Source organism: Pantoea eucrina (assembly GCF_020079945.1).
Taxonomy (GTDB): Bacteria; Pseudomonadota; Gammaproteobacteria; order Enterobacterales; family Enterobacteriaceae; genus Pantoea; species Pantoea eucrina.
Map to the genome: position 1 here is coordinate 1795742 of NZ_CP083448.1, position 19618 is coordinate 1815359.

The following is a 19618-nucleotide window of genomic DNA, read 5'->3' on the forward strand; positions in this document are numbered from 1 at the left end:
AAGAGTCCGGTTTTCTTTAGCGCTTGTTACCGAGATCGTCCGGCAGATTTTTCTGCATACTGTGCCAGATCTCCCCGCTGCGGCGTCCATACACCCGCACGCACTCAACCACCTGCTCCTGCGTCGGCTGCTGCGAACACATATCCGCCAGCTGCTGATAAAAGCTGCGTGCCAGCTCGCGCGCTTCGGAATCAGAGAAATAGTGGCGTCCGACCCGCGTATAGAGCCCTTTCAGTCCGTTGAGGATCAGACCGTAAATCGGATTACCGGAAGCAAACGCCAGACCGCGGAATACCCGGTAATCAAGCTCAGCATAGGCATCAGCCTGATCCTGCTCATGCAGCGCGCTCTCCAGCACTTCGCGGGCTTTTTCCGGATGGTGACGCAGCGCACGGCTGATAAAAATAGAGGCGATGTTGCTGCGTACTGAGAGCAAATTATCAATCAGCTGCGGCACGCTGTCGTGATCGAGCCGGGCCAGCGTCTCAAGGATGTTGAGACCTGAGGTTTCCCAGAAATCATTTACGCGCGTCGGCTTGCCGTGCTGAATAGTGAGCCAGCCATCACGCGCCAGACGCTGCAGCACTTCGCGCAGGGTGGTGCGGGTAACGCCAATCAGTTCAGACAATTCACGTTCAGCAGGCAGAATCGACCCGGGGGGGAAACGACTGTTCCAGATACTCTCAATTATGTACTCTTCTGCGAATCCTGCAGGGCTCTGCGCCTTGATAACCATAGCGTTACGTTCTCATTGCGTTCTTAATCGTCATTACACTCATCATACCAGAGGGGCTATAGCGGAAATAGTCTGCCGGCGGATTAAAAGCATGGCCTGGCGCAAATTTCAGCATGCGGGCTGAATGCTTTCACCTGGCCCGGGCCGGGCAAGTGGCTATCGGGTCAGACAACCTGCCACATAAACGATCTGCGTCATTTTTATCGCTGAATTCCTGATTGCAGGCTGGCAGCGTCGGGCTTTTGGTTTACACTGCCAGGCACTGATAGCTAAGGGAAATCCACTATGTTGCGATATCTGAATCTCTGCTCGCGCGGGCGTGGCGCCTGGCTGCTGCTGGCATTGACCGCGCTGGCGCTGGAGCTGGTGGCGCTGTTCTTCCAGCACGGTATGGGGCTTAAGCCCTGCGTGATGTGTATCTACGAGCGGTGTGCGCTGTTTGGCGTAATGGCGGCAGGCGTGGTGGGCGCTATTGCGCCGCAGACTCCGCTGCGCTGGGCCAGCCTGGCCATTTGGATCTACAGCGCCGCTGAGGGCTTGCGCTTATCCTGGGAGCATACCATGCTGCAGCTGCACCCTAACCCGTTTGTCACCTGCGACTTTGCCGCACGCTTTCCGGCATGGCTGCCGCTGGACAAATGGCTGCCCGCGGTATTTGTTGCCAGCGGCGACTGCGCTGAGCGCGGCTGGACGCTCCTCGGCTGGAGCATGCCGCAGTGGATGATCGCCATTTTTGCCGCCTACCTGCTGGTGGCGATAGTGGTACTTGTCGCTCAGATATTCAGGCCGCGTCAGCGCAACCTGTTTGGCCGCTGAGGGACGCAGAATCAGCCATTCCGATCGGGTCGGTCAATAATGTGATCTTCCCAGTCGCGTACTTCACTTTCGCGTACAGCGATGTAGCGCACCGAGATCCGCTGGGCATGCATCGCTTTTTTTGATCCCGCCAGCAGCGGATGCCAGGCGGGCAGCGCTTTGCCTTCGCCAAGCAGCCGGTAGGCGCAGGTGCGCGGCAGCCAGTTAAAGGTTGTGAGGTTTTCACGCGTGAGCTTGATACAATCTTCTTCATACTCAAACCGGCGTTCGTAGTTGCGGCACTGGCAGGTTTTAATATTCAGCTGGTTGCAGGCGACATTGGTGAAATAGATCTCATCCGTATCGGCGTCCTGCAGCTTATTCAGACAGCACTGTCCGCAGCCGTCACACAGCGATTCCCACTCAGCGTCGTCCATTTGTTCCAGACGTTTGGTCTGCCAGAAAGGTTGGTCACTCATCATTGCGGTCCGGGTTGTTCAGCAAAACCGCACCTTATAAAGGTTAAGATGCGGTGATGCAAGTATTACAGCACGCGCGTGCTGATACCGTGACCCGCAAGCGATATCTCAAGTTTATCCCCTGAGCGCAGCGGGCCTACGCCCTCTGGCGTGCCGGTCAGGATCACATCGCCCGCGCGCAGCGTAAAAAACTGGCTCATATAGGCGATGAGCGGCTTGATTTTGTGGATCATATCGGACGTAGAACCATGCTGACGCCGCTCTCCGTTCACCACCAGCTGCAGCTCGCTGTTTTGCGGATCGCCCGTGTACTCACCGACCGGAATAAAGCCGGAAAGCGGACAGGCGTTGTCGAACCCTTTCGCGCGCTCCCAGGGCTGACCCGCTTTTTTGAACCCCGCCTGCAGATCGCGCAGCGTAAGGTCCAGCGCTACGCCGTAACCCGCAATCGCTTTTGCCACATGCTCTTCGCTGGCCTGCTTTAACGTGGCGCCGATCAGGACAGCGAGTTCCACTTCATGATGTACGTCGCCTAACGCGGTCGGGATAGAGAGCGGCTGCCGCAAATCGCATAAGGCTGTCTCAGGTTTGATAAACAGCACCGGCTCATCCGGCGTTGCGCTTCCCATTTCTTTAATATGTTTTGCATAATTACTGCCTACGCATACCACTTTGCTGACCGGAAAATCCAGCAGAGCACCCTGCCAGTTACGATGCTGATACATATTTTTCACCTGCCTGAGTTATGTCTGCGCTCTGTCGGGATGACAGAGGCTCTGTGAGTAGCGGCCGGAACGGGGCGCCAGTAAAGATAATATTAACGGTTATCGCGACAGGTGTAACAGAAATTGTCAAAAGAGATTTATCTTTCTTACGACGGCGGGCAAACAAATATTAATTGCCCACGACAGGATGGAACATGGGCAATTAATTAATCACTGAACACTGAATATATTTACAGGCTATATTTTTTACAGATGAATCTGAATTAAACTTCTTTACCCTGCTCAAGATGGACGTTGAGCAAACTTTCTACAGGCGGCGGGATCTGCAAATAAAAACCCTGCTCGCGCAGTCCCTGCTTTACCTTTTCAATGTCTGCGTTGGCCAGTCTCTCACGCTTGTCCAGCGACAGCACCATCGCTAACTGCGGCTTGCCAAAACCTTTAAGCAGCGCTTCCGGCACGCGGGAGAAATCGTCCTTTTTTTCTACATAAAGATAAGTCTGGTCGCGTTGCGGGCTTCTATAGATCACACAAAACATATTTTTTACTCGAATTAACTGTTAGCGTCACTTGCCTGAATATTACAGTAACTATAACATGCTTGCAGAACTTCGAATATTGACCCGATGATGTTAATGGCGATTTTATCGACGTTCATCTCCGGGTCAAAAAAAACAGGACTGAGCCAGGACAGATGCCGCAATCGCCAATCGAATTCAAGGGAAGCAGTTTTACCCTGTCAGTTGTTCATCTGCACCATTCACAACCCGATGTGATTCGTCAGGCGCTGCAGGAGAAGATCGATCAGGCGCCGGCCTTTTTACAGAACGCTCCGGTCGTCCTGAACATCTCAGCGCTATCCGGAGATATTAACTGGAAGCAGATGCAGCAGGCGATCAGCGCCACCGGACTGCGTATCGTTGGCGTCAGCGGTTGCAAAGATGACGCCCAGAAAAAAATGGTGGCCCGCGCGGGCTTACCGGTGCTCTCTGAAGGCAAAGAGAACCGCAAAACGGCTGAAGCGCCGCCTGCGGAAGAAGCTGCTGCACCCGCTGTTGTTACCGAGAGCATCAACAAAACGCGCGTGGTGAATACGCCAGTGCGTTCCGGTCAGCAGATTTATGCCCGTAACGCCGACCTGATTGTGACCAGCAGCGTTAGCGCCGGAGCAGAACTGGTTGCCGATGGCAATATACATATTTACGGCATGATGCGCGGCCGGGCGCTGGCAGGCGCCAGTGGCGATCGTGACTGCCAGATTTTTTGTACTCACCTTGCCGCTGAGCTGGTCTCAATCGCCGGTGAGTACTGGATCATGGATCAGATTCCGGCGGAATTTTTTGGTAAAGCGGCGCGCCTCTGTCTGAAAGAGGGCGCGCTTACCATCCAGACACTTAATTAGGCCCCTTTTCTTTCGTTAAGGAAATCAACATTTATGGCACGCATTATTGTAGTAACATCGGGCAAAGGGGGCGTTGGCAAGACCACGTCAAGCGCGGCCATCGCGACAGGGTTAGCGCAAAAGGGCAAAAAAACCGTTGTTATCGACTTCGATATCGGTCTGCGTAATCTCGATTTGATTATGGGCTGTGAACGTCGCGTCGTGTATGACTTTGTGAATGTTATTCAGGGTGATGCCACCCTGAATCAGGCGCTGATCCGCGATAAACGCACCGAGCAGCTCTACATTCTGCCGGCATCGCAGACGCGTGATAAAGACGCTCTGACGCGCGAAGGCGTAGAGAAAGTGCTGAACGATTTAGCCGCTATGGAGTTCGATTTTATCGTCTGTGACTCCCCGGCGGGTATCGAAACCGGCGCGCTGATGGCGCTTTACTTCGCTGATGAAGCGATCATCACAACCAACCCGGAAGTCTCATCCGTACGCGACTCTGACCGTATTCTGGGCATTATCTCCTCTAAATCGCGCCGTGCTGAAAACAGCCAGGACCCGGTCAAAGAGCATCTGCTGCTGACCCGTTACAACCCAGGCCGTGTGACCCGTGGCGATATGCTCAGCATGGAAGATGTGCTGGAAATCCTGCGTATTCCGCTGGTCGGTGTTATTCCGGAAGATCAGTCTGTGCTGCGCGCCTCAAACCAGGGCGAACCGGTGATCCTCGACATCAATTCTGACGCCGGTAAAGCTTATGCTGATACCGTAGAACGCCTGCTTGGCGAAGAACGCCCCTTCCGCTTTATTGAAGAAGAGAAGAAGGGTTTCCTGAAACGCCTGTTCGGGGGATAACCAATGGCCTTACTCGATTTCTTTTTATCCCGTAAAAAGAGCACAGCCAATATAGCCAAGGAGCGGCTGCAGATCATCGTTGCTGAACGCAGGAGGGGCGACAGTGAGCCCCACTATTTGCCTCAGCTTAAACGCGATATCCTGGAAGTGATCTGCAAATATGTCAAAATCGATCCCGATATGGTGACAGTACAGCTCGATCAGAAAGGCGACGATATTTCGATTCTGGAGCTGAACGTGACGCTGCCGGAAACGGAAGACGCGCCGAAATGAGTGTAGCGGATCGCAGCGTTTCCCCTGCGTAATAGCGCAGGGGAAAACAGCGCGCTTAAAGTGCCTGCAGAATCTTGTCGATTCCCGGCTTCAGCAGCTCGCCACGCCAGCCGTTCAGCAGTTCGGGTGGACGGTTTGCTGATTTCAGCCCCCAGAACACGCTGAGAACCTGATTAATCTGACGGCGTGAAGCCAGCAGTTCCTGACCATATCCCGTTTCTTCGCTTACCTGCTGTACCAGCGCTTTAATCGCTTTAAAGACCTGCTTATAGTGCGGATGCTCAATAAGATTGGGCAGCGGTGCCGGTAGCGTTGCCTCATCCTGTGCCTGCGCCTCAGCGACCTGATCAATCATCGCTTTACCGTGAAAACGGATTTCATGGCCGTTGAGTCCAAGGTGATCCAGTTCACCGAGGCTGCCGGGCAGATAGCGAGCGACCTTCCACAAATTTTCTTCACGTACCACAAAATTAACCGCCATATCTTTCTGACGCGCGACCTTCAGGCGCCAGGCCGCCAGGCGCTGCAGTGCGGCCAGCTGGCGCGGACGCAGCTGCCAGGCGTTGGTAATATCGCGCCACGCCTCTTCAGGCTGCAATATATCGAGCCGGCGCTGACACAGCATGTCGCACTCGCTCAGGGCGGCTTTCATGTTGCCGGCGGCTTCAGTCTGCGCCATCAGCTCACGGGCAATAGGCAGCAGGTAGGCGACATCCGCTGCGGCATACTGGCACTGACGCTCGGTCAGCGGGCGCGCAAGCCAGTCGGTGCGGGCCTCACTTTTATCCAGTTCAATCTGGTTAAAGTGATTAACCATCGCTGCAAATCCCCAGGAGAGCGGCTGGCCGGAAAAGGCGGCCAGAATCTGCGTATCGATCATCGGCTGCGGCAGGCAACCAAAGCGATGCAGAAAGACTTCCAGATCTTCGCCTCCGGCGTGCAGGAATTTAGTCACCTGCGTATCCTGCAGCAGGCCGATAAACGGCGTCCAGTCACCAATCGGCAGTGGATCGATCAGAACCAGCTGTTCGCCATCAAACAGCTGAATCAGCCCGAGCTGAGGATAGTAGGTCCGGGTACGTACAAATTCAGTATCCAGAGCAACAGCATCATGCTGGCGAGCCAGGCGGCACACGTCAGCCAGCTGGTGGTCTTGGTCGATCAGGGTGTAATTCACGTATTTATTCCCGCTGCGCAAACCCCGCGCAGCGCTCCATGTTAAAAACAATAAAAACGCCGGTCGTAGCCGGCGTTAACCTGGGGAAGCATGGCGACACTACTGCCCTTCCCGCTTCGCCTCATCGCGCAGTTCGCGGCGTAAAATTTTGCCCACGTTTGTCTTTGGCAGCTCTTCACGAAACTCGATAATTTTCGGCACCTTGTAGCCGGTCAGCTGACGACGGCAGTGATCCAGCACCTCTTCTTTAGTCAGCCCGGGATCCTTTTTAACGATACAGACCTTCACCGCTTCACCCGAGAGTTCGCTTGGCACGCCAATCGCTGCAGCTTCACGAATTTTTGGATGCTGCATCAGCACATCTTCAATTTCGTTAGGATAGACGTTGAAGCCGGATACCAGAATCATATCTTTTTTACGATCGACAATCCGGATAAACCCTTCACTGTCCACGGTAACAATATCGCCGGTATGCAGCCAGCCATTTTTCAGCACTTCCAGCGTGGCATCAGGACGCTGCCAGTAGCCCGCCATCACCTGCGGGCCGCGGATACAGAGCTCACCCGGCTCACCCGGCGTCACATCATTATCCTGATCGTCAATAACCCGGATATCAGTAGAGGGCACCGGCAGGCCGATACTGCCGGTATGGCAGGTAATATCGTAAGGGTTAACCGATACCAGCGGGGAGCATTCGGTGAGGCCGTAGCCTTCAAGCAGGTAATGCCCGGTAAGCTTTTCCCAGCGCTCCGCTACCGCTTTCTGAACCGACATGCCTCCGCCAGCGGAGAGCCGCAGCGTGGAGAAATCGAGTTTATTAAAGTTTTCATCATTCAGCAGCGCATTGAACAGCGTGTTTACGCCGGTAATGGCGGTAAAAGGAAACTTAGCCAGCTCTTTAACGAATCCGGGTATGTCGCGCGGATTGGTAATCAGCAGATTAGTGCCGCCCAGATCGAGGAACAGCAGACAGTTAACCGTCAGCGCAAAAATATGGTAGAGCGGCAGCGCCGTTACCACCTGCTCCTGCCCGGCGCGCAGCAGTTTGCCGTAGGTGGCTTTTGTCTGCTCCAGGTTTGCCTGCATGTTGCCATGGGTGAGCATCGCGCCTTTGGCGACGCCGGTGGTGCCTCCGGTATACTGCAGAAATGCCAGATCGTCATTGCTGAGCGCCGGACGCTGATAAGCCATGCGTGCGCCCTGCTGCAGCGCATGCCGCAGCGGTACAGCTCCGGGCAAATGGTATTTCGGCACCAGCTTTTTGACATATTTGACCACAAAGTTCACCAGCGTCGCTTTGACCGGTGCCAGGTGATCGCCCATCCGCGTCAGCATCACGTGCTTTACCGCCGTCTCTGCCACAACTTTTTCCAGCGTGTGAGCAAAATTGGAAACGATAACAATGGCGCTGGCACCGCTGTCATTGAGCTGATGTTTCAGCTCGCGCGGGGTATAGAGCGGGTTAACATTTACCACCACCATACCGGCACGCAGTACGCCAAACAGCGCCACCGGATACTGCAGCAGATTAGGCATCATCAGCGCCACGCGATCGCCCTGCTGCAGTCCCAGCCCCTGCTGCAGCCAGGCGGCAAAGTCGCGGCTCTGCGCGTCGAGCTGGCGATAGGTCAGCGGCTGCCCCATATTGATAAAGGCAACGTTGTCGGCATAGTGCAACACCGCATGTTCAAAGAGATCGACCAGAGAGGGATAACGGTCGGCATTTATTTCTGCTGGCACATCTGGCGGATAGCGTTTCAGCCAAACTTTGGTCAAAGAGTCACCCCGATATTCTTGTTGCGTAGCCATCGCCGCCTCTGCAATCAGTGTTATTAACAATACTTTAACTGATTGTACCAGTTTGCCGGTTACGGCATTTTCAGGTTGCGAAGCCCATCACTAAATTTCGCGCGCCGGTTACGCGCCCAATAAAAAAGCCCGGCTGCGTGCACCGCAACCGGGCCGGAAAAGTATGTGGCGGCTACTCGGTCAGAATAGTCTGTACCTGAGCCGGCCCCCCCAGGTTAATCCCCCAGTAAGGGTTTGGCCCCCAGTAACCCGGATGATGCCGCGTCGGGCCATATCCGATCCAGGGATCGATTGGCTGCGGCGGCGTCATTACCTGCTGAGTCAGATGCCAGCGCTGATAGCCGCGCACATCAATCACAACAAAGTTATAACTGGCCTTGCCAATTTCACCTTTTTCGGTGCCTTTGATGGTACCCAGCACCGTAACATATTGGTTATTCACATCAACCGGATCGACAAATCCTTTGAGATCGGCATATATCCGTCCGATTGAGGCAGCCCCCAGCCGGGGCCGTGCGCTCTCATCCAGCGGCTGCGTGGCTATCTCCAGCCGCGTCAGTCCGTTGAGGTTTGTAACGCGAACCACTTTACCGCCAAAGCGTGACTCCTGCCCGGTATAGAGCTGGGGAGCGTTCATCACGCGCAATAAATCCTGCTGCGGAAGCGCCGAGCTTCCTTTAATAGAATCGGGTACGCTGACGCAGCCGCTCAGCAGCAATACACACGCCAGTACGCCACCAGCGATTCCAGCACGATAACCTGGCATAAGCACATCTCCTGTAATTTTTAATTTAGACTGGAGGTGCAAAAATAAGTTGCGTGGCGGCTCAGCGTCCGGGCAACTTTTTCCACGCCACTTCGTTACGCAGATAAACCGGCTCTGCATGCTCCACCGCTACGGTGTCGCCTCGCTGCCACGCCTGCAGCGCCAGCGGCAGCATATCTTCAGCCGCGGGCAGCGTAACCGGGGTGGCCAGTAGCGTTGCGCCCGGCGTGGTCATCAGCTCAGGCCATGCCTGCCAGCCGGTGCCTGCGGTCGCCCACTCGCCGCTCAGCGCCGCGATGCGGGCAGCAGCAGCCTCAGGCTTCAGCACCGCTTCGCTGTCGGCGCCGTGCCAGTGACCCGCATCATCGCGCTGATATTCAGCCCAGTAGACTTCACCCATGCGTGCATCAATCGCCACCAGCACACGAGTGGCACCGGTCAGCCGCCAGGCCCCCTGCGCCATCGTTGCCAGCGAAGAGACGCCAATCATGGGTAAGTTTGCGCCCAGCGCCAGCCCCTGCGCAATGCCAATACCAATGCGAACGCCGGTAAAACTGCCCGGCCCGCGCCCAAACGCCAGCGCATCCAGCGCGGTCAGGTCCAGCTGCTGCGCCTGCAGCAGCGACTGCACCAGCGGCAGAATGCGCTGCGTGTGATCGCGCGGAGCAATTTCAAAACGGGCATCGATCTGCTGCTGATTCAGCAGCGCGGCAGAACAGGCTTCTGTCGCCGTGTCCAGTGCTAAAATTCGGGCGGACATAACAACCTCAGAGAATCAAAATGGCGCGCATCTTATCACAAAGCGGCATAAATTAGTGTTCCTCAGCCTGCCGGACAAAGTCGATCGCACGCGCCAGATCGCGGGTCCGCGGCGTGGGTGGCAGGCTGTTGAGAAAGAGTTCGCCGTAGGGGCGGGAGACCAGACGCTGATCGCAAATCACCAGTACGCCGCGATCGGCGGTGTCGCGGATCAAACGCCCCACCCCCTGTTTGAGGGTGATTACTGCATCCGGCAGCTGCACATCACTGAACGGATCGCCGCCGCGCAGCCGGCAATCCTCCATGCGCGCCTTCAGCAGCGGATCGTCTGGCGAGGTAAACGGCAGTTTATCAATAATGACCAGCGACAGGGCATCGCCGCGCACGTCGACACCTTCCCAGAAGCTGCTGGTGGCAACCAGCAGCGCATTACCCGCCTCCAGGAACTGCTTCAGCAGCTGCCCTTTGCTGGTCTCGCCCTGCAGCAGCACCGGCAGAGTCATTGATGCACGAAACTCGGCCGCCAGCTCACGCATCATCTTGTGTGAGGTGCAGAGAAAAAAGCAGCGTCCTTTATTGGCATCAATCAGCGGCTTCATCATCCGCGCCAGCTGCCGGGCCCCGCCAGGCGCATTCGGCTCCGGCATGTTGCGCGGCACGCACAGGAGCGCCTGCCGGGCGTAGTCAAACGGACTGTCGAGGATCAGCGTCTGCGCCTGCTCAACCCCGAGCCGACTGGCGAAATGCCCGACCTGTTCATTCACCGCCAGCGTGGCGGACGTAAACACCCAGGCCGCTTTACGCGTATCCATCACTTCGCGAAAGCGCTCCGCAACTGAAAGCGGCGTCAGCGCCAGCGTAAAGTGCCGGCTGGTACATTCATACCAGTAGCTGAAACCGGGTTCGCTGATGGCACGTAAACGCTTCAGGCGGGTGCGATAGAGCGCCGCGCGCTCAAAGGCCGCGTCAAGCAGCGCTGAGCGTCCCAGGGAGAGTTTAATGACGTCGTAACAGAGTTCCAGCGCATCATCCAGCAGAGTAAACATGCGCATGACGTTGTTATCGCTGAGCAGATCACGCAGATTACCGCGAAAGCCGGGTTCGCCAAGCGTCAGGCGAAAATCCTGCGCACACTGCGCCAGCCGATCGGCAGATTTCTGCAGCTGCTGCACATCACGCACCTCGGTGCGATAGGCAAGAATGATATCTTTGGCGAGATCCTGCAGCTGACGGCTGGAGAGCTGCTGGCCAAAGTACTGGCTGGCGATGTCGGGCAGCTGATGTGCCTCATCGAAGATCATTACGTCCGCTTCCGGGATCAGCTCGCCAAACCCGCCCTCTTTGACCACCAGGTCAGCCAGAAACAGATGATGGTTGACCACCACAACGTCAGCATCCATCGCTTTTTTACGCGCTTTTACGACAAAACACTCTTTATAGAGCGGGCAGTCGCTGCCAAGACAGTTGTCATTGGTGCTGGTGACGTAAGGCCAGACAGGGCTATCTTCAGCGACACCGGCGCAGTTGCTGATATCGCCATCTTTGGTTTCCGATGACCAGCTGCGCACGTGGATAAGATCGCCCAGCGCCTGTACAGTAAGATCGCCGCCGCTCTGGTTTTGCTGCTCCATACGTTCGAGACAAAGATAGTTAGAGCGGCCTTTCAGCAGCGCAGTTTTTCCGCTGAATTTGAGCGCCCGGGCAATGGTGGGCAAATCGCGATTGTAGAGCTGATCCTGCAGCGCTTTGGAGCCGGTAGAGACAATGACTTTCTTTTTTGCGCGCAGTGCAGGCGCCAGATAGGCGTAGGTTTTACCGGTTCCGGTGCCCGCCTCCACCACCAGCTCACCGCCGTGCGTTACCGCTGCCGTGACCGCCTGTGCCATCTCATGCTGGGCCGCACGCGGTTTAAAACCCGGAATTGCCTGCGCTAACGCGCCATCTGCTGCAAAATCGTCTGCCACACATCCTCACCTGTAACCTGAAAAACACTGTAATTATGTCAGGATTCCGCAGACGCGACCACAACAGATGACATCGCAGCCCGGTTATGCCAGGCTGGCGCAGCAAAAAACAGAGGAGAACAGCATGTCTATTACGCGTATCGATCCCGAACATCGTATGTCCGAAGCCGTGATACACGGCAATACGATCTACTACACCAGCGTCCCGGAAAATCTGGATGCCGATGCGGAGGCGCAGACGGCTAACGCGCTGGCAGTCATCGATCGTATTCTGGCGTGCGCCGGATCGGACAAGAGCAATATTCTCGACGCCACGATTTTTTTGGTGGATAAAGCGGATTTTGCGGCGATGAATCGCGCCTGGGACGCATGGGTATCACCGGGCAACGCGCCGGTACGCTGCACCGTACAGGCCGGACTGATGAACCCGAAATATAAAGTAGAAATAAAAATTATCGCCGCACGTTAAGCGGCACGGGCACTATTCGTTTTCATCTTCATCTTCGAAGCGTGCCCTGATTGCCTCTCCGGTAAAGGTTTCACGAATTTCCTGCGCCACCTGCGCAATCGCCTGGCCGCTGGCCATGCCGCCCGCCATCAGTTCCTGAATTCGCTCAACCGCCTGCTGCTGCTGCTCATGAGATAGTGCCGGAAGCCCTGTAAACATACGTTACTCCAGATTAAATCGGACGGGCATTATCCCACGCGGAACAAACAGGTGCCAGTGGCAAAAAAATATGCCAGGCTACGCCTCTGCCTGTTGAATGCTGCTGAACCCATGATCGCGAAAACCCTCACGCTTACCTATAGTCCCGATGCACTGCTGAACCGCTTTGCCACGCTGGCGCATCGCCCGTGGGCCATGCTGCTGACCTCGGGTCAGGCCGATCACGCCGATAACCGCTTTGATATTCTGACTGCCGATCCGCGCATCACGCTCACCACGCGCGGCGGGTATACCGAAACCGATGATGGCACCGGCATTCAGCGCTCCGGGGAGGATCCGCTGCAGCTGCTGCAGCGGCAGATTGACCGGCTGGGCCTGCAGCCCGCCTCCCATCCCGATCTGCCTTTTCAGGGCGGTGCGCTGGGCCTGTTTGGCTACGATCTCGGCCGCCGGTTTGAACAGCTGCCGGCGGTAGCGCAGCAGGATCTGCAGACGCCTGATATGGCAGTGGGCCTTTATGACTGGGCGCTGATTGCCGATCATCACCTGCAGCGGCTTACGCTGGTCTCTCTCAGCGATGCTGACGCGCGCTGGCGCTGGCTGCAGGCGCAGGCGGTTCCGCTGCCGCGGGCGTTTCACTTAACCAGCGCGTGGCGCTCTGACCTGACGCGCGAAGCCTATGCAGCACGCTTCAATGCTGTACAGGCGTATATTCAGGCAGGTGACTGCTATCAGGTCAATCTTGCTCAGCGTTTCGAGGCGCGCTATAGCGGGGATGAGTGGCAGGCGTTTCTGCGCCTTACGCGCGCCAATCGCGCGCCCTTTAGCGCCTTTCTGCGTCTGCCGGACAGCGCGCTGCTCAGCCTGTCGCCGGAACGTTTTCTCTCTCTGCAGCAAAACGTTATTGAAACGCGTCCGATCAAAGGCACGCTGCCGCGTCTGGCCGATGCAGAGGCCGATCGTCTGCAGGCGGAAAAGCTGGCGCACTCCGCAAAAGATCGTGCGGAGAATCTGATGATTGTTGATCTGATGCGTAATGATATTGGTCGGGTGGCTGAACCCGGCAGCGTGAGCGTGCCTGAGCTGTTTGTGGTTGAACCCTTTCCGGCAGTGCATCATCTGGTGAGCACCGTGCGGGCCCGTCTGCCCGACAGGCTGCGCGCCACCGATCTGCTGCGCGCCTGCTTTCCGGGCGGCTCAATCACCGGAGCGCCAAAAATCCGTGCGATGGAGATTATCGAAGAGCTGGAGCCGCATCGTCGCAACGCCTGGTGCGGCAGCATAGGCTATGTCAGCCTGTGTGGCCGTATGGACAGCAGTATTACCATTCGTACGCTGATCGCTGAAAACAATACCCTCTACTGCGCCGCCGGTGGCGGACTGGTGGCTGACAGCGATCTGCAATCTGAATATGAAGAGACCTTCCATAAGGTTAACCGCATTCTGCCCTGCCTCAGCGATGAGAAGTAATATGACTGCCGAACTCAGCCAGTTTCTGACGCGTTTTATGCTGCAGCCTCCGCCACCCGCACGCCTGCCGGCCCCTGCCGGACGTCATGCGGCAGTGCTGGTGCCGATTATCAACAGCGCCGAGCCGGCACTGCTGCTGACGCGGCGCTCGGCGCTGCTGCGTAAACATGCCGGCCAGGTCGCTTTTCCGGGCGGCATGCAGGATGCCAGCGATACGTCATTGATCGATACCGCGCTGCGTGAAGCGCAGGAAGAGATCGGGATCGATCCCCGTCAGGTGCAGATAGCCGGTGTACTGCCGGCGGTCACCAGCAGTACCGGTTTTGCCGTCACGCCGGTGGTGGGGATCCTGCCAGCCATGCCGCTCCGTCTGAACCCGGATGAAGTCGAAAGCGCCTTTACCATGCCGCTGCGTGAAGCACTGCATCTGGCCCGCTATCATCCGCTGACGTTATATCGCGGCCAGCGTCAGCACCGGATATGGCTCTCCTGGTATAACGATTATTTTATCTGGGGCATGACGGCCGGAATTATTCGTGCGCTTGGTCAGCAGATCGCGCTGCCCTGAATGCCGTGTGTAAACTCATAGCTGAAAAATCGATCCACTTCACAAAGGTATGGATTGATAACTATTTCTGCGGTTTATAATTAGATTATTTCATGCGAAAAGCTGTTCTTTCGCCCGCCGTGGCGATTACTATTAGCCGCAATTACGGCTCAGGCCGCAGAACCCCGTATTTGTGAGGAGCGTTACCGTTGATTAGTGTTTTTGACATGTTCAAAGTGGGCATCGGCCCATCCAGTTCACATACCGTAGGTCCGATGAAAGCGGGCAAACAGTTTGTGGATCTGCTGGCTGAGCAGGGCAAACTGCAGGATGTCACGCGCGTAGCGGTGGATGTGTATGGCTCTCTCTCGCTGACCGGCAAAGGTCACCATACGGATATCGCTATCATTATGGGTCTGGCGGGTTATGAACCTGCCACCGTGGATATTGATGCGATCCCGGCATTTATTAAAGATACGGAAACGCGTGAGCGCCTGCTGCTGGCTAAGGGCGCGCATGAGGTCGACTTTCCACGCGAAGGCGGCATGGTGTTCCGCAGTGAGAATCTTTCGCTGCATGAAAACGGTATGACGCTGTATGCGTTTGCCGGCGATCTGCTGATTCTGACGAAAACCTACTACTCAATTGGCGGCGGGTTTATCGTGGATGAAGCGCATTTTGGCCAGCCGGTGCTGGATGAAGTCGCGGTACCTTATGCGTTTCACTCGGCAAAAGAGCTGCTCAGCCACTGCAGCGAGACCGGCATGTCGCTTTCAGGACTGGTGATGCAAAATGAGCTGGCGCTGCACAGCCGTGAAGAGATCACCCGCTATTTTACCGATGTCTGGCAGACCATGCAGGCGTGTATTGACCGCGGTCTGAACACCGAAGGCGTGCTGCCGGGGCCGCTGCGCGTTCCGCGCCGTGCCGCCTCTTTGCGTCGCCTGCTGGTCTCATCGACCAAGCACTCCAATGATCCAATGAACGTTATCGACTGGGTCAATATGTTTGCCCTGGCGGTAAACGAAGAGAATGCGGCAGGCGGACGCGTGGTAACGGCCCCGACTAACGGAGCCTGCGGCATCGTGCCGGCGGTGCTTGCCTATTACGATCACTTTATCGAAAGCGTCACGCCCGATATCTTTATCCGTTATTTTCTCGCGTCAGGCGCTATCGGTATTCTCTATAAAATGAACGCCTCTATCTCCGGTGCCGAAGTAGGCTGTCAGGGTGAAGTGGGCGTGGCCTGCTCTATGGCGGCGGCGGGTCTGGCGGAGCTGCTGGGCGCCAGCCCGGAGCAGGTCTGCGTGGCCGCGGAAATTGGTATGGAGCATAACCTGGGTCTGACCTGCGATCCGGTTGCCGGTCAGGTGCAGGTGCCCTGCATTGAGCGCAATGCTATTGCATCGGTCAAAGCCATCAACTCAGCGCGCATGGCGCTGCGCCGGACCAGCGCCCCGCGCGTCTCGCTGGATAAAGTCATTGAGACCATGTATGAGACCGGTAAAGATATGAACGCTAAATATCGCGAAACCTCGCGTGGCGGTCTGGCCATCAAAGTTCAGTGTGACTGATACCTGTCCGGAGTGCGCTGGTTAAAATCAGCGCACTCATACTGATTTCTGCTTTTTTACCTACCTCGGCGTTGCCAAACCAGATATTGTAATTTTCCTGCGCGGATCCGGCAGGACGCAATTTTTATTGCCTGCTTTTTTAACGGGCAGCGCTAAACCTGGCCGTCCCGATGCCGATAACCTTCACGTTAATTTGCTCCTGGTCTGTGTCTTAACAAGGTGGTTACTGATGCTCATTCCCCAGCAATTTGTGGGTCAATTTCGCCGTAAGCGGCTGCTTATTGCGTTAGTGATCGCGACGCTGGTTTTGATCCTTACCCTGACTTTTCGTTATATCGAAGAGAAGTCACGTATTGAGCAGCAGTCTCTTAACTTTGCCAGCCGCGCCATTGAGCGCTTTGACCGTATGTTCTCGCCGCTGGACGTCTCCGCCAATAACACGCTGGGCCTGGTGGGCCTGCCCTGTTCGCTGGTGCGTTATCCGCTGATTGAAAAGATCGCTGCGCTGCAGACGGTACGCACCGTGCTGCTGGTGCAAAATGACACTATCTACTGCTCCAGCATCTATGGCGCCCGCGATATCTCTTTTAGTCAGACCTATCCGGAGCTGGCGCTCAATAATCAGCGCATGCTGCTGACCACAGATGATTATCTGCTTAAAGGCTCGCCGGTGCTGCTGCTCTGGACGCCAAAGTCGCTGGATAATCGCGATGGCTTGCTGCAGGTGGTGAATGTTGAACTGATGAGCAATTATCTGCTTGAGCCTCAGCTGCCGTGGGTAGAGCGGGCTATTTTCAACGTGGGCGGTCAGAGCCTTGAGTATGGTAATCCGATGATTGAACACACGGTGCCCTCGGATGACGAGGTCGCTTACGATCAGGCATCTTTACGCTACCCGTTCACCATTACGCTCTACGGCCCTTCTCCGGCGCGCCTGGCGTTAAATACGCTGCCTTCCCAGCTGCCGCTGGCGGTGATGCTGAGCCTGCTGATTGGCTATATTGTCTGGCTGGCAACGGCCAATCGCATGAGCCTCAGCTGGCAAATCAGCTACGGCATCACCGCCAGTGAGTTTATGGTTTATTGTCAGCCGCTGATCAATGCCCGCAGCGAACAGTGTGAGGGTATTGAGCTTCTGCTGCGCTGGCATAATCCGCGTCAGGGATGGATTGCACCTGACGTCTTTATCCCTCTGGCGGAACGGCAAAACCTGATCGCTCCCCTTACCCGCTTCGTGATTGCCCGGGCCGTAGAGGCGCTGCCGCAGCTGCCGCAAAGCAGCGCGTTCCATATTGCGATTAACGTCGCCGCCAGCCATTTTCACGATCGCGCCATTGTGGAAGATCTGCAGCAGATCTGGTGGCCTGCTAACCCCCATCCGCAGCTGGTTGTGGAGCTGACAGAGCGTGACGCCTTGCCGGTTATCGATCAGTCGGTCGTGGCGCAGCTGCATAACATTGGCGTACGCCTGGCGATAGACGATTTCGGCACCGGGCACAGTTCGCTGGCCTACCTGAAAGATCTGCAGCCGGATGTGCTGAAAATTGACAAGATTTTTACCGCGGCGATCGGCACTGACGCGATCAACGCCACGGTAACCGATATGGTGATTTCACTGGCGCAGCGGCTGAAGATTGCGCTGGTGGCCGAAGGCGTGGAGACCGCTGAACAGGCCTCCTATCTGCGCGAGCGCGGGGTAGATCATCTGCAGGGTTACTTCTATGCGCGCCCCATGCCGATCGAAGATTTTCCGGCATGGCTGGCTCAGCATCAGGAAACAGCGGGTTAAAAAAAGGGCCGTCTTCACGACGGCCCTGATTGAACAGCTACGCGCGATTACGCGTTTTCTTCATCTTCATCGTGAGGCGCATCTTTGGTCACCCGTACCAGGTCGATACGGTAATCTGTCGCCTCAACAATTTCAAAGTGCAGCGGCGGCAGATCGATTACCTCACCAGGCTGCGGCAGCTGACCTTTCTGCTCAATCAGCAGGCCCGCCAGCGAAGCGTGATCGTCCTCCTGTTTAACCAGTTCATGGTAGTCGAGCAGCTGCTGAAGCGAATGCAGGTCGGTGCCGCCTTTGACCAGCCAGCCATCACCATCGGCGATCACATCCGGCGTCTCATCTTCATCCGGGAACTCACCGGCAATCGCTTCCAGCACGTCCAGCGGCGTAATCAGACCCTGCACCATACCAAATTCGTTGGTTACGATAACAAAGCTGCCTTTCGCCCGGCGCAGCACGCCCAGCAGATTAATAGGATCCAGCGTCTCAGGGACAACAATCGCCGGCGAGCCTGATGCGAACGTGGTCACATCCATACCGTGCTCCAGCGCCACCAGCAGCTCTTTTGCGCGCACCACGCCAATAATCTCATCCAGCTCACCGCGGCACACCGGAAACAGACTGTGTGGCGTATCCAGCAGCTGCATACGGATCTCATCCAGCGGACGCGTTACATCAACCCATGAGATATCGCCACGCGGCGTCATGATGCTGCGAATAGAGCGCTGCGACAGCGTCAGTACGCCGTTAATCATATAGCGCTCTTCATCCTTAAACGCTTCCTGCGGCATAGCGTTATTCAGCGTATGCTCATCCGTTGAAGGCTGCTGCTGACGATTGCGCCCGCCCATCAGGCGTAAAATAGCTTCTGCCGTGCGCTCACGCATTGGCCGGCGCGCCTGATGGCGCATAAAATTACGGCGCGCGATCTGATTAAACAGCTCAATCAAAATTGAGAAGCCGATCGCCGCATAGAGATAACCTTTCGGAATATGGAAACCGAACCCTTCCGCTACCAGCGACAAACCGATCATCAGCAGGAAGCTCAGGCAGAGCACGACAACCGTCGGATGAGCGTTGACAAAATTAGTCAGCGGCTTCGATGCCAGCAGCATTACGCCCATTGCGATCACCACCGCAGTCATCATCACCGGCAGGTGGTTAACCATACCCACTGCGGTAATCACGGCATCCAGTGAGAAGACGGCATCCAGCACCACGATTTGTGCGACCACTGCCCAGAAGCTGGCATAGTTGCGATTACCCTGCTGCTCCATGCCTTTATTTTCCAGACGCTCATGCAGCTCCATCGTGGCCTTGAAAAGCAGGAACAGGCCACCAAACAGCAGGATCAGATCGCGACCGGAAAAGCTGAAATCCATCACGCTGAACAGCGGACGGGTCAGCGTGACCATCCACGAGATCAGGGAGAGCAGGCCGAGGCGCATCACCAGCGCCAGCGACAGACCGATCAGTCGCGCTTTATCGCGCTGCTTTGGCGGCAGTTTGTCAGCAAGAATGGCGATAAAGACCAGGTTATCGATACCCAGCACAATTTCCAGCACGATCAGCGTTAACAGCCCCGCCCAGATCGAGGGATCCAAGAGAAACTCCATTAGTGACTCCTTGCTAAGAAAGTAGACGCACGAAAATCAGCCTGCACCGGTAAGTGAGACAGCTGAAGAGTCGAAGGCGAAATAACGCTGAATGGCGTGGCGATCTGCGCCGGCTGGCACAGTAAGGATAAGAAGCGACGTCGGTGACGGTCCATAAAGGTGAGCTTGAGCCCGGTACTCCTGAGTAATAAACAGAAAGTTAATGTATCAGTTACCTCAACAAGATC

Annotated in this window: 20 protein-coding genes; 9 read left to right on the top strand and 11 right to left on the bottom strand. The window is 56.2% G+C overall.

Annotation, left to right across the window (positions count from 1 at the left end):
- Window positions 1–16: 16 nt before the first annotated feature.
- Window positions 17–736, bottom strand: coding sequence for a fatty acid metabolism transcriptional regulator FadR (gene fadR, locus LAC65_RS08420; RefSeq protein WP_039384716.1), 720 nt, complete (start codon window positions 734–736; stop codon window positions 17–19).
- Between the two features lie 285 nt (window positions 737–1021).
- On the opposite strand from fadR, the gene dsbB reads away from it, so the two are divergent.
- Window positions 1022–1552 carry a disulfide bond formation protein DsbB gene (dsbB, locus tag LAC65_RS08425; RefSeq protein WP_039384717.1) on the top strand — a complete coding sequence of 177 codons (531 nt, stop codon included), beginning with the start codon at window positions 1022–1024 and terminating at the stop codon, window positions 1550–1552.
- Between the two features lie 11 nt (window positions 1553–1563).
- Here the strand turns inward: dsbB and LAC65_RS08430 are convergent, their stop codons facing one another.
- The 3 genes from LAC65_RS08430 to LAC65_RS08440 form a co-directional block, all read right to left on the bottom strand.
- A complete protein-coding gene (locus LAC65_RS08430; RefSeq protein WP_039384718.1) occupies window positions 1564–2010 on the bottom strand; it encodes a YcgN family cysteine cluster protein in 447 nt (148 codons plus the stop codon).
- 65 nt (window positions 2011–2075) lie between these two features.
- A complete protein-coding gene (locus LAC65_RS08435; protein WP_039384719.1) occupies window positions 2076–2735 on the bottom strand; it encodes a fumarylacetoacetate hydrolase family protein in 660 nt (219 codons plus the stop codon).
- 263 nt (window positions 2736–2998) lie between these two features.
- Window positions 2999–3274 carry a YcgL domain-containing protein gene (locus LAC65_RS08440; protein ID WP_039384721.1) on the bottom strand — a complete coding sequence of 92 codons (276 nt, stop codon included), beginning with the start codon at window positions 3272–3274 and terminating at the stop codon, window positions 2999–3001.
- A gap of 155 nt (window positions 3275–3429) precedes the next feature.
- Between LAC65_RS08440 and minC the strand changes: the two genes are divergently transcribed.
- From minC to minE, 3 genes are read left to right on the top strand one after another with little or no spacing between them, the layout of a single operon-like run.
- Window positions 3430–4137 carry a septum site-determining protein MinC gene (gene minC / locus LAC65_RS08445; protein WP_039384722.1) on the top strand — a complete coding sequence of 236 codons (708 nt, stop codon included), beginning with the start codon at window positions 3430–3432 and terminating at the stop codon, window positions 4135–4137.
- A gap of 33 nt (window positions 4138–4170) precedes the next feature.
- Window positions 4171–4983 carry a septum site-determining protein MinD gene (gene minD / locus LAC65_RS08450; protein ID WP_039384727.1) on the top strand — a complete coding sequence of 271 codons (813 nt, stop codon included), beginning with the start codon at window positions 4171–4173 and terminating at the stop codon, window positions 4981–4983.
- Between the two features lie 3 nt (window positions 4984–4986).
- On the top strand, window positions 4987–5256 hold the full coding sequence (minE, locus tag LAC65_RS08455; protein WP_039384731.1) for a cell division topological specificity factor MinE: 270 nt from the start codon (window positions 4987–4989) through the stop codon (window positions 5254–5256).
- A gap of 55 nt (window positions 5257–5311) precedes the next feature.
- On the opposite strand, the gene rnd is transcribed toward minE, so the two are convergent.
- The 5 genes from rnd to LAC65_RS08480 all read right to left on the bottom strand — a co-directional run bounded on the left by rnd (window position 5312) and on the right by LAC65_RS08480 (window position 11731).
- A complete protein-coding gene (rnd, locus tag LAC65_RS08460) occupies window positions 5312–6433 on the bottom strand; it encodes a ribonuclease D (RefSeq protein WP_039385960.1) in 1122 nt (373 codons plus the stop codon).
- 99 nt (window positions 6434–6532) lie between these two features.
- The gene (gene fadD, locus LAC65_RS08465) at window positions 6533–8209 is read right to left on the bottom strand and encodes a long-chain-fatty-acid--CoA ligase FadD (protein ID WP_139239674.1); all 1677 of its coding nucleotides are present in this window, start codon (window positions 8207–8209) and stop codon (window positions 6533–6535) included.
- Window positions 8210–8414: 205 nt separating this feature from the next.
- Window positions 8415–9008, bottom strand: coding sequence for a Slp family lipoprotein (locus LAC65_RS08470; protein WP_039384738.1), 594 nt, complete (start codon window positions 9006–9008; stop codon window positions 8415–8417).
- A 61-nt stretch (window positions 9009–9069) separates the two neighbouring features.
- Window positions 9070–9768, bottom strand: coding sequence for a tRNA (adenosine(37)-N6)-threonylcarbamoyltransferase complex dimerization subunit type 1 TsaB (gene tsaB / locus LAC65_RS08475; protein ID WP_039384741.1), 699 nt, complete (start codon window positions 9766–9768; stop codon window positions 9070–9072).
- Window positions 9769–9820: 52 nt separating this feature from the next.
- Complete coding sequence (locus LAC65_RS08480) at window positions 9821–11731, bottom strand: DNA repair helicase YoaA (RefSeq protein WP_039384744.1); 1911 nt, start codon at window positions 11729–11731, stop codon at window positions 9821–9823.
- Window positions 11732–11855: 124 nt separating this feature from the next.
- Here LAC65_RS08480 and LAC65_RS08485 point away from each other — a divergent pair, with 124 nt between their 5' ends.
- On the top strand, window positions 11856–12200 hold the full coding sequence (locus tag LAC65_RS08485) for a RidA family protein (protein WP_039385962.1): 345 nt from the start codon (window positions 11856–11858) through the stop codon (window positions 12198–12200).
- Window positions 12201–12212: 12 nt separating this feature from the next.
- On the opposite strand, the gene LAC65_RS08490 is transcribed toward LAC65_RS08485, so the two are convergent.
- Complete coding sequence (locus LAC65_RS08490) at window positions 12213–12398, bottom strand: YoaH family protein (RefSeq protein ID WP_039384746.1); 186 nt, start codon at window positions 12396–12398, stop codon at window positions 12213–12215.
- Window positions 12399–12509: 111 nt separating this feature from the next.
- Between LAC65_RS08490 and pabB the strand changes: the two genes are divergently transcribed.
- The 4 genes from pabB (at window position 12510) to LAC65_RS08510 (ending at window position 17778) form a co-directional block, all read left to right on the top strand.
- Complete coding sequence (pabB, locus tag LAC65_RS08495) at window positions 12510–13868, top strand: aminodeoxychorismate synthase component 1 (protein ID WP_039384749.1); 1359 nt, start codon at window positions 12510–12512, stop codon at window positions 13866–13868.
- A 1-nt stretch (window position 13869) separates the two neighbouring features.
- Complete coding sequence (locus LAC65_RS08500) at window positions 13870–14436, top strand: CoA pyrophosphatase (RefSeq protein ID WP_039384751.1); 567 nt, start codon at window positions 13870–13872, stop codon at window positions 14434–14436.
- A 188-nt stretch (window positions 14437–14624) separates the two neighbouring features.
- Window positions 14625–15989, top strand: coding sequence for an L-serine ammonia-lyase (locus LAC65_RS08505; RefSeq protein WP_039384754.1), 1365 nt, complete (start codon window positions 14625–14627; stop codon window positions 15987–15989).
- A gap of 229 nt (window positions 15990–16218) precedes the next feature.
- Window positions 16219–17778: an EAL domain-containing protein gene (locus LAC65_RS08510; RefSeq protein ID WP_039384755.1), complete on the top strand. Its 1560-nt coding sequence runs from the start codon at window positions 16219–16221 to the stop codon at window positions 17776–17778.
- 47 nt (window positions 17779–17825) lie between these two features.
- Here LAC65_RS08510 and LAC65_RS08515 read toward each other — a convergent pair whose 3' ends face one another.
- Window positions 17826–19391 carry a TerC family protein gene (locus LAC65_RS08515; protein WP_039384757.1) on the bottom strand — a complete coding sequence of 522 codons (1566 nt, stop codon included), beginning with the start codon at window positions 19389–19391 and terminating at the stop codon, window positions 17826–17828.
- Between the last annotated feature and the right edge of the window lie 227 nt (window positions 19392–19618).

What these genes read in the sequence shown, in the direction of transcription:
- LAC65_RS08485 (WP_039385962.1), top strand. Translation starts at nt 11,856, where the DNA reads ATGTCTATTACGCGTATCGATCCCGAACATCGTATGTCCGAAGCCGTG.
- minC (WP_039384722.1), top strand. Translation starts at nt 3,430, where the DNA reads ATGCCGCAATCGCCAATCGAATTCAAGGGAAGCAGTTTTACCCTGTCA.
- LAC65_RS08440 (WP_039384721.1), bottom strand. Translation starts at nt 3,274, where the DNA reads ATGTTTTGTGTGATCTATAGAAGCCCGCAACGCGACCAGACTTATCTT.
- minD (WP_039384727.1), top strand. Translation starts at nt 4,171, where the DNA reads ATGGCACGCATTATTGTAGTAACATCGGGCAAAGGGGGCGTTGGCAAG.
- pabB (WP_039384749.1), top strand. Translation starts at nt 12,510, where the DNA reads ATGATCGCGAAAACCCTCACGCTTACCTATAGTCCCGATGCACTGCTG.
- tsaB (WP_039384741.1), bottom strand. Translation starts at nt 9,768, where the DNA reads ATGTCCGCCCGAATTTTAGCACTGGACACGGCGACAGAAGCCTGTTCT.
- LAC65_RS08470 (WP_039384738.1), bottom strand. Translation starts at nt 9,008, where the DNA reads ATGCCAGGTTATCGTGCTGGAATCGCTGGTGGCGTACTGGCGTGTGTA.
- LAC65_RS08500 (WP_039384751.1), top strand. Translation starts at nt 13,870, where the DNA reads ATGACTGCCGAACTCAGCCAGTTTCTGACGCGTTTTATGCTGCAGCCT.
- LAC65_RS08515 (WP_039384757.1), bottom strand. Translation starts at nt 19,391, where the DNA reads ATGGAGTTTCTCTTGGATCCCTCGATCTGGGCGGGGCTGTTAACGCTG.
- LAC65_RS08430 (WP_039384718.1), bottom strand. Translation starts at nt 2,010, where the DNA reads ATGAGTGACCAACCTTTCTGGCAGACCAAACGTCTGGAACAAATGGAC.
- minE (WP_039384731.1), top strand. Translation starts at nt 4,987, where the DNA reads ATGGCCTTACTCGATTTCTTTTTATCCCGTAAAAAGAGCACAGCCAAT.
- LAC65_RS08435 (WP_039384719.1), bottom strand. Translation starts at nt 2,735, where the DNA reads ATGTATCAGCATCGTAACTGGCAGGGTGCTCTGCTGGATTTTCCGGTC.
- LAC65_RS08490 (WP_039384746.1), bottom strand. Translation starts at nt 12,398, where the DNA reads ATGTTTACAGGGCTTCCGGCACTATCTCATGAGCAGCAGCAGCAGGCG.
- fadR (WP_039384716.1), bottom strand. Translation starts at nt 736, where the DNA reads ATGGTTATCAAGGCGCAGAGCCCTGCAGGATTCGCAGAAGAGTACATA.
- dsbB (WP_039384717.1), top strand. Translation starts at nt 1,022, where the DNA reads ATGTTGCGATATCTGAATCTCTGCTCGCGCGGGCGTGGCGCCTGGCTG.
- LAC65_RS08510 (WP_039384755.1), top strand. Translation starts at nt 16,219, where the DNA reads ATGCTCATTCCCCAGCAATTTGTGGGTCAATTTCGCCGTAAGCGGCTG.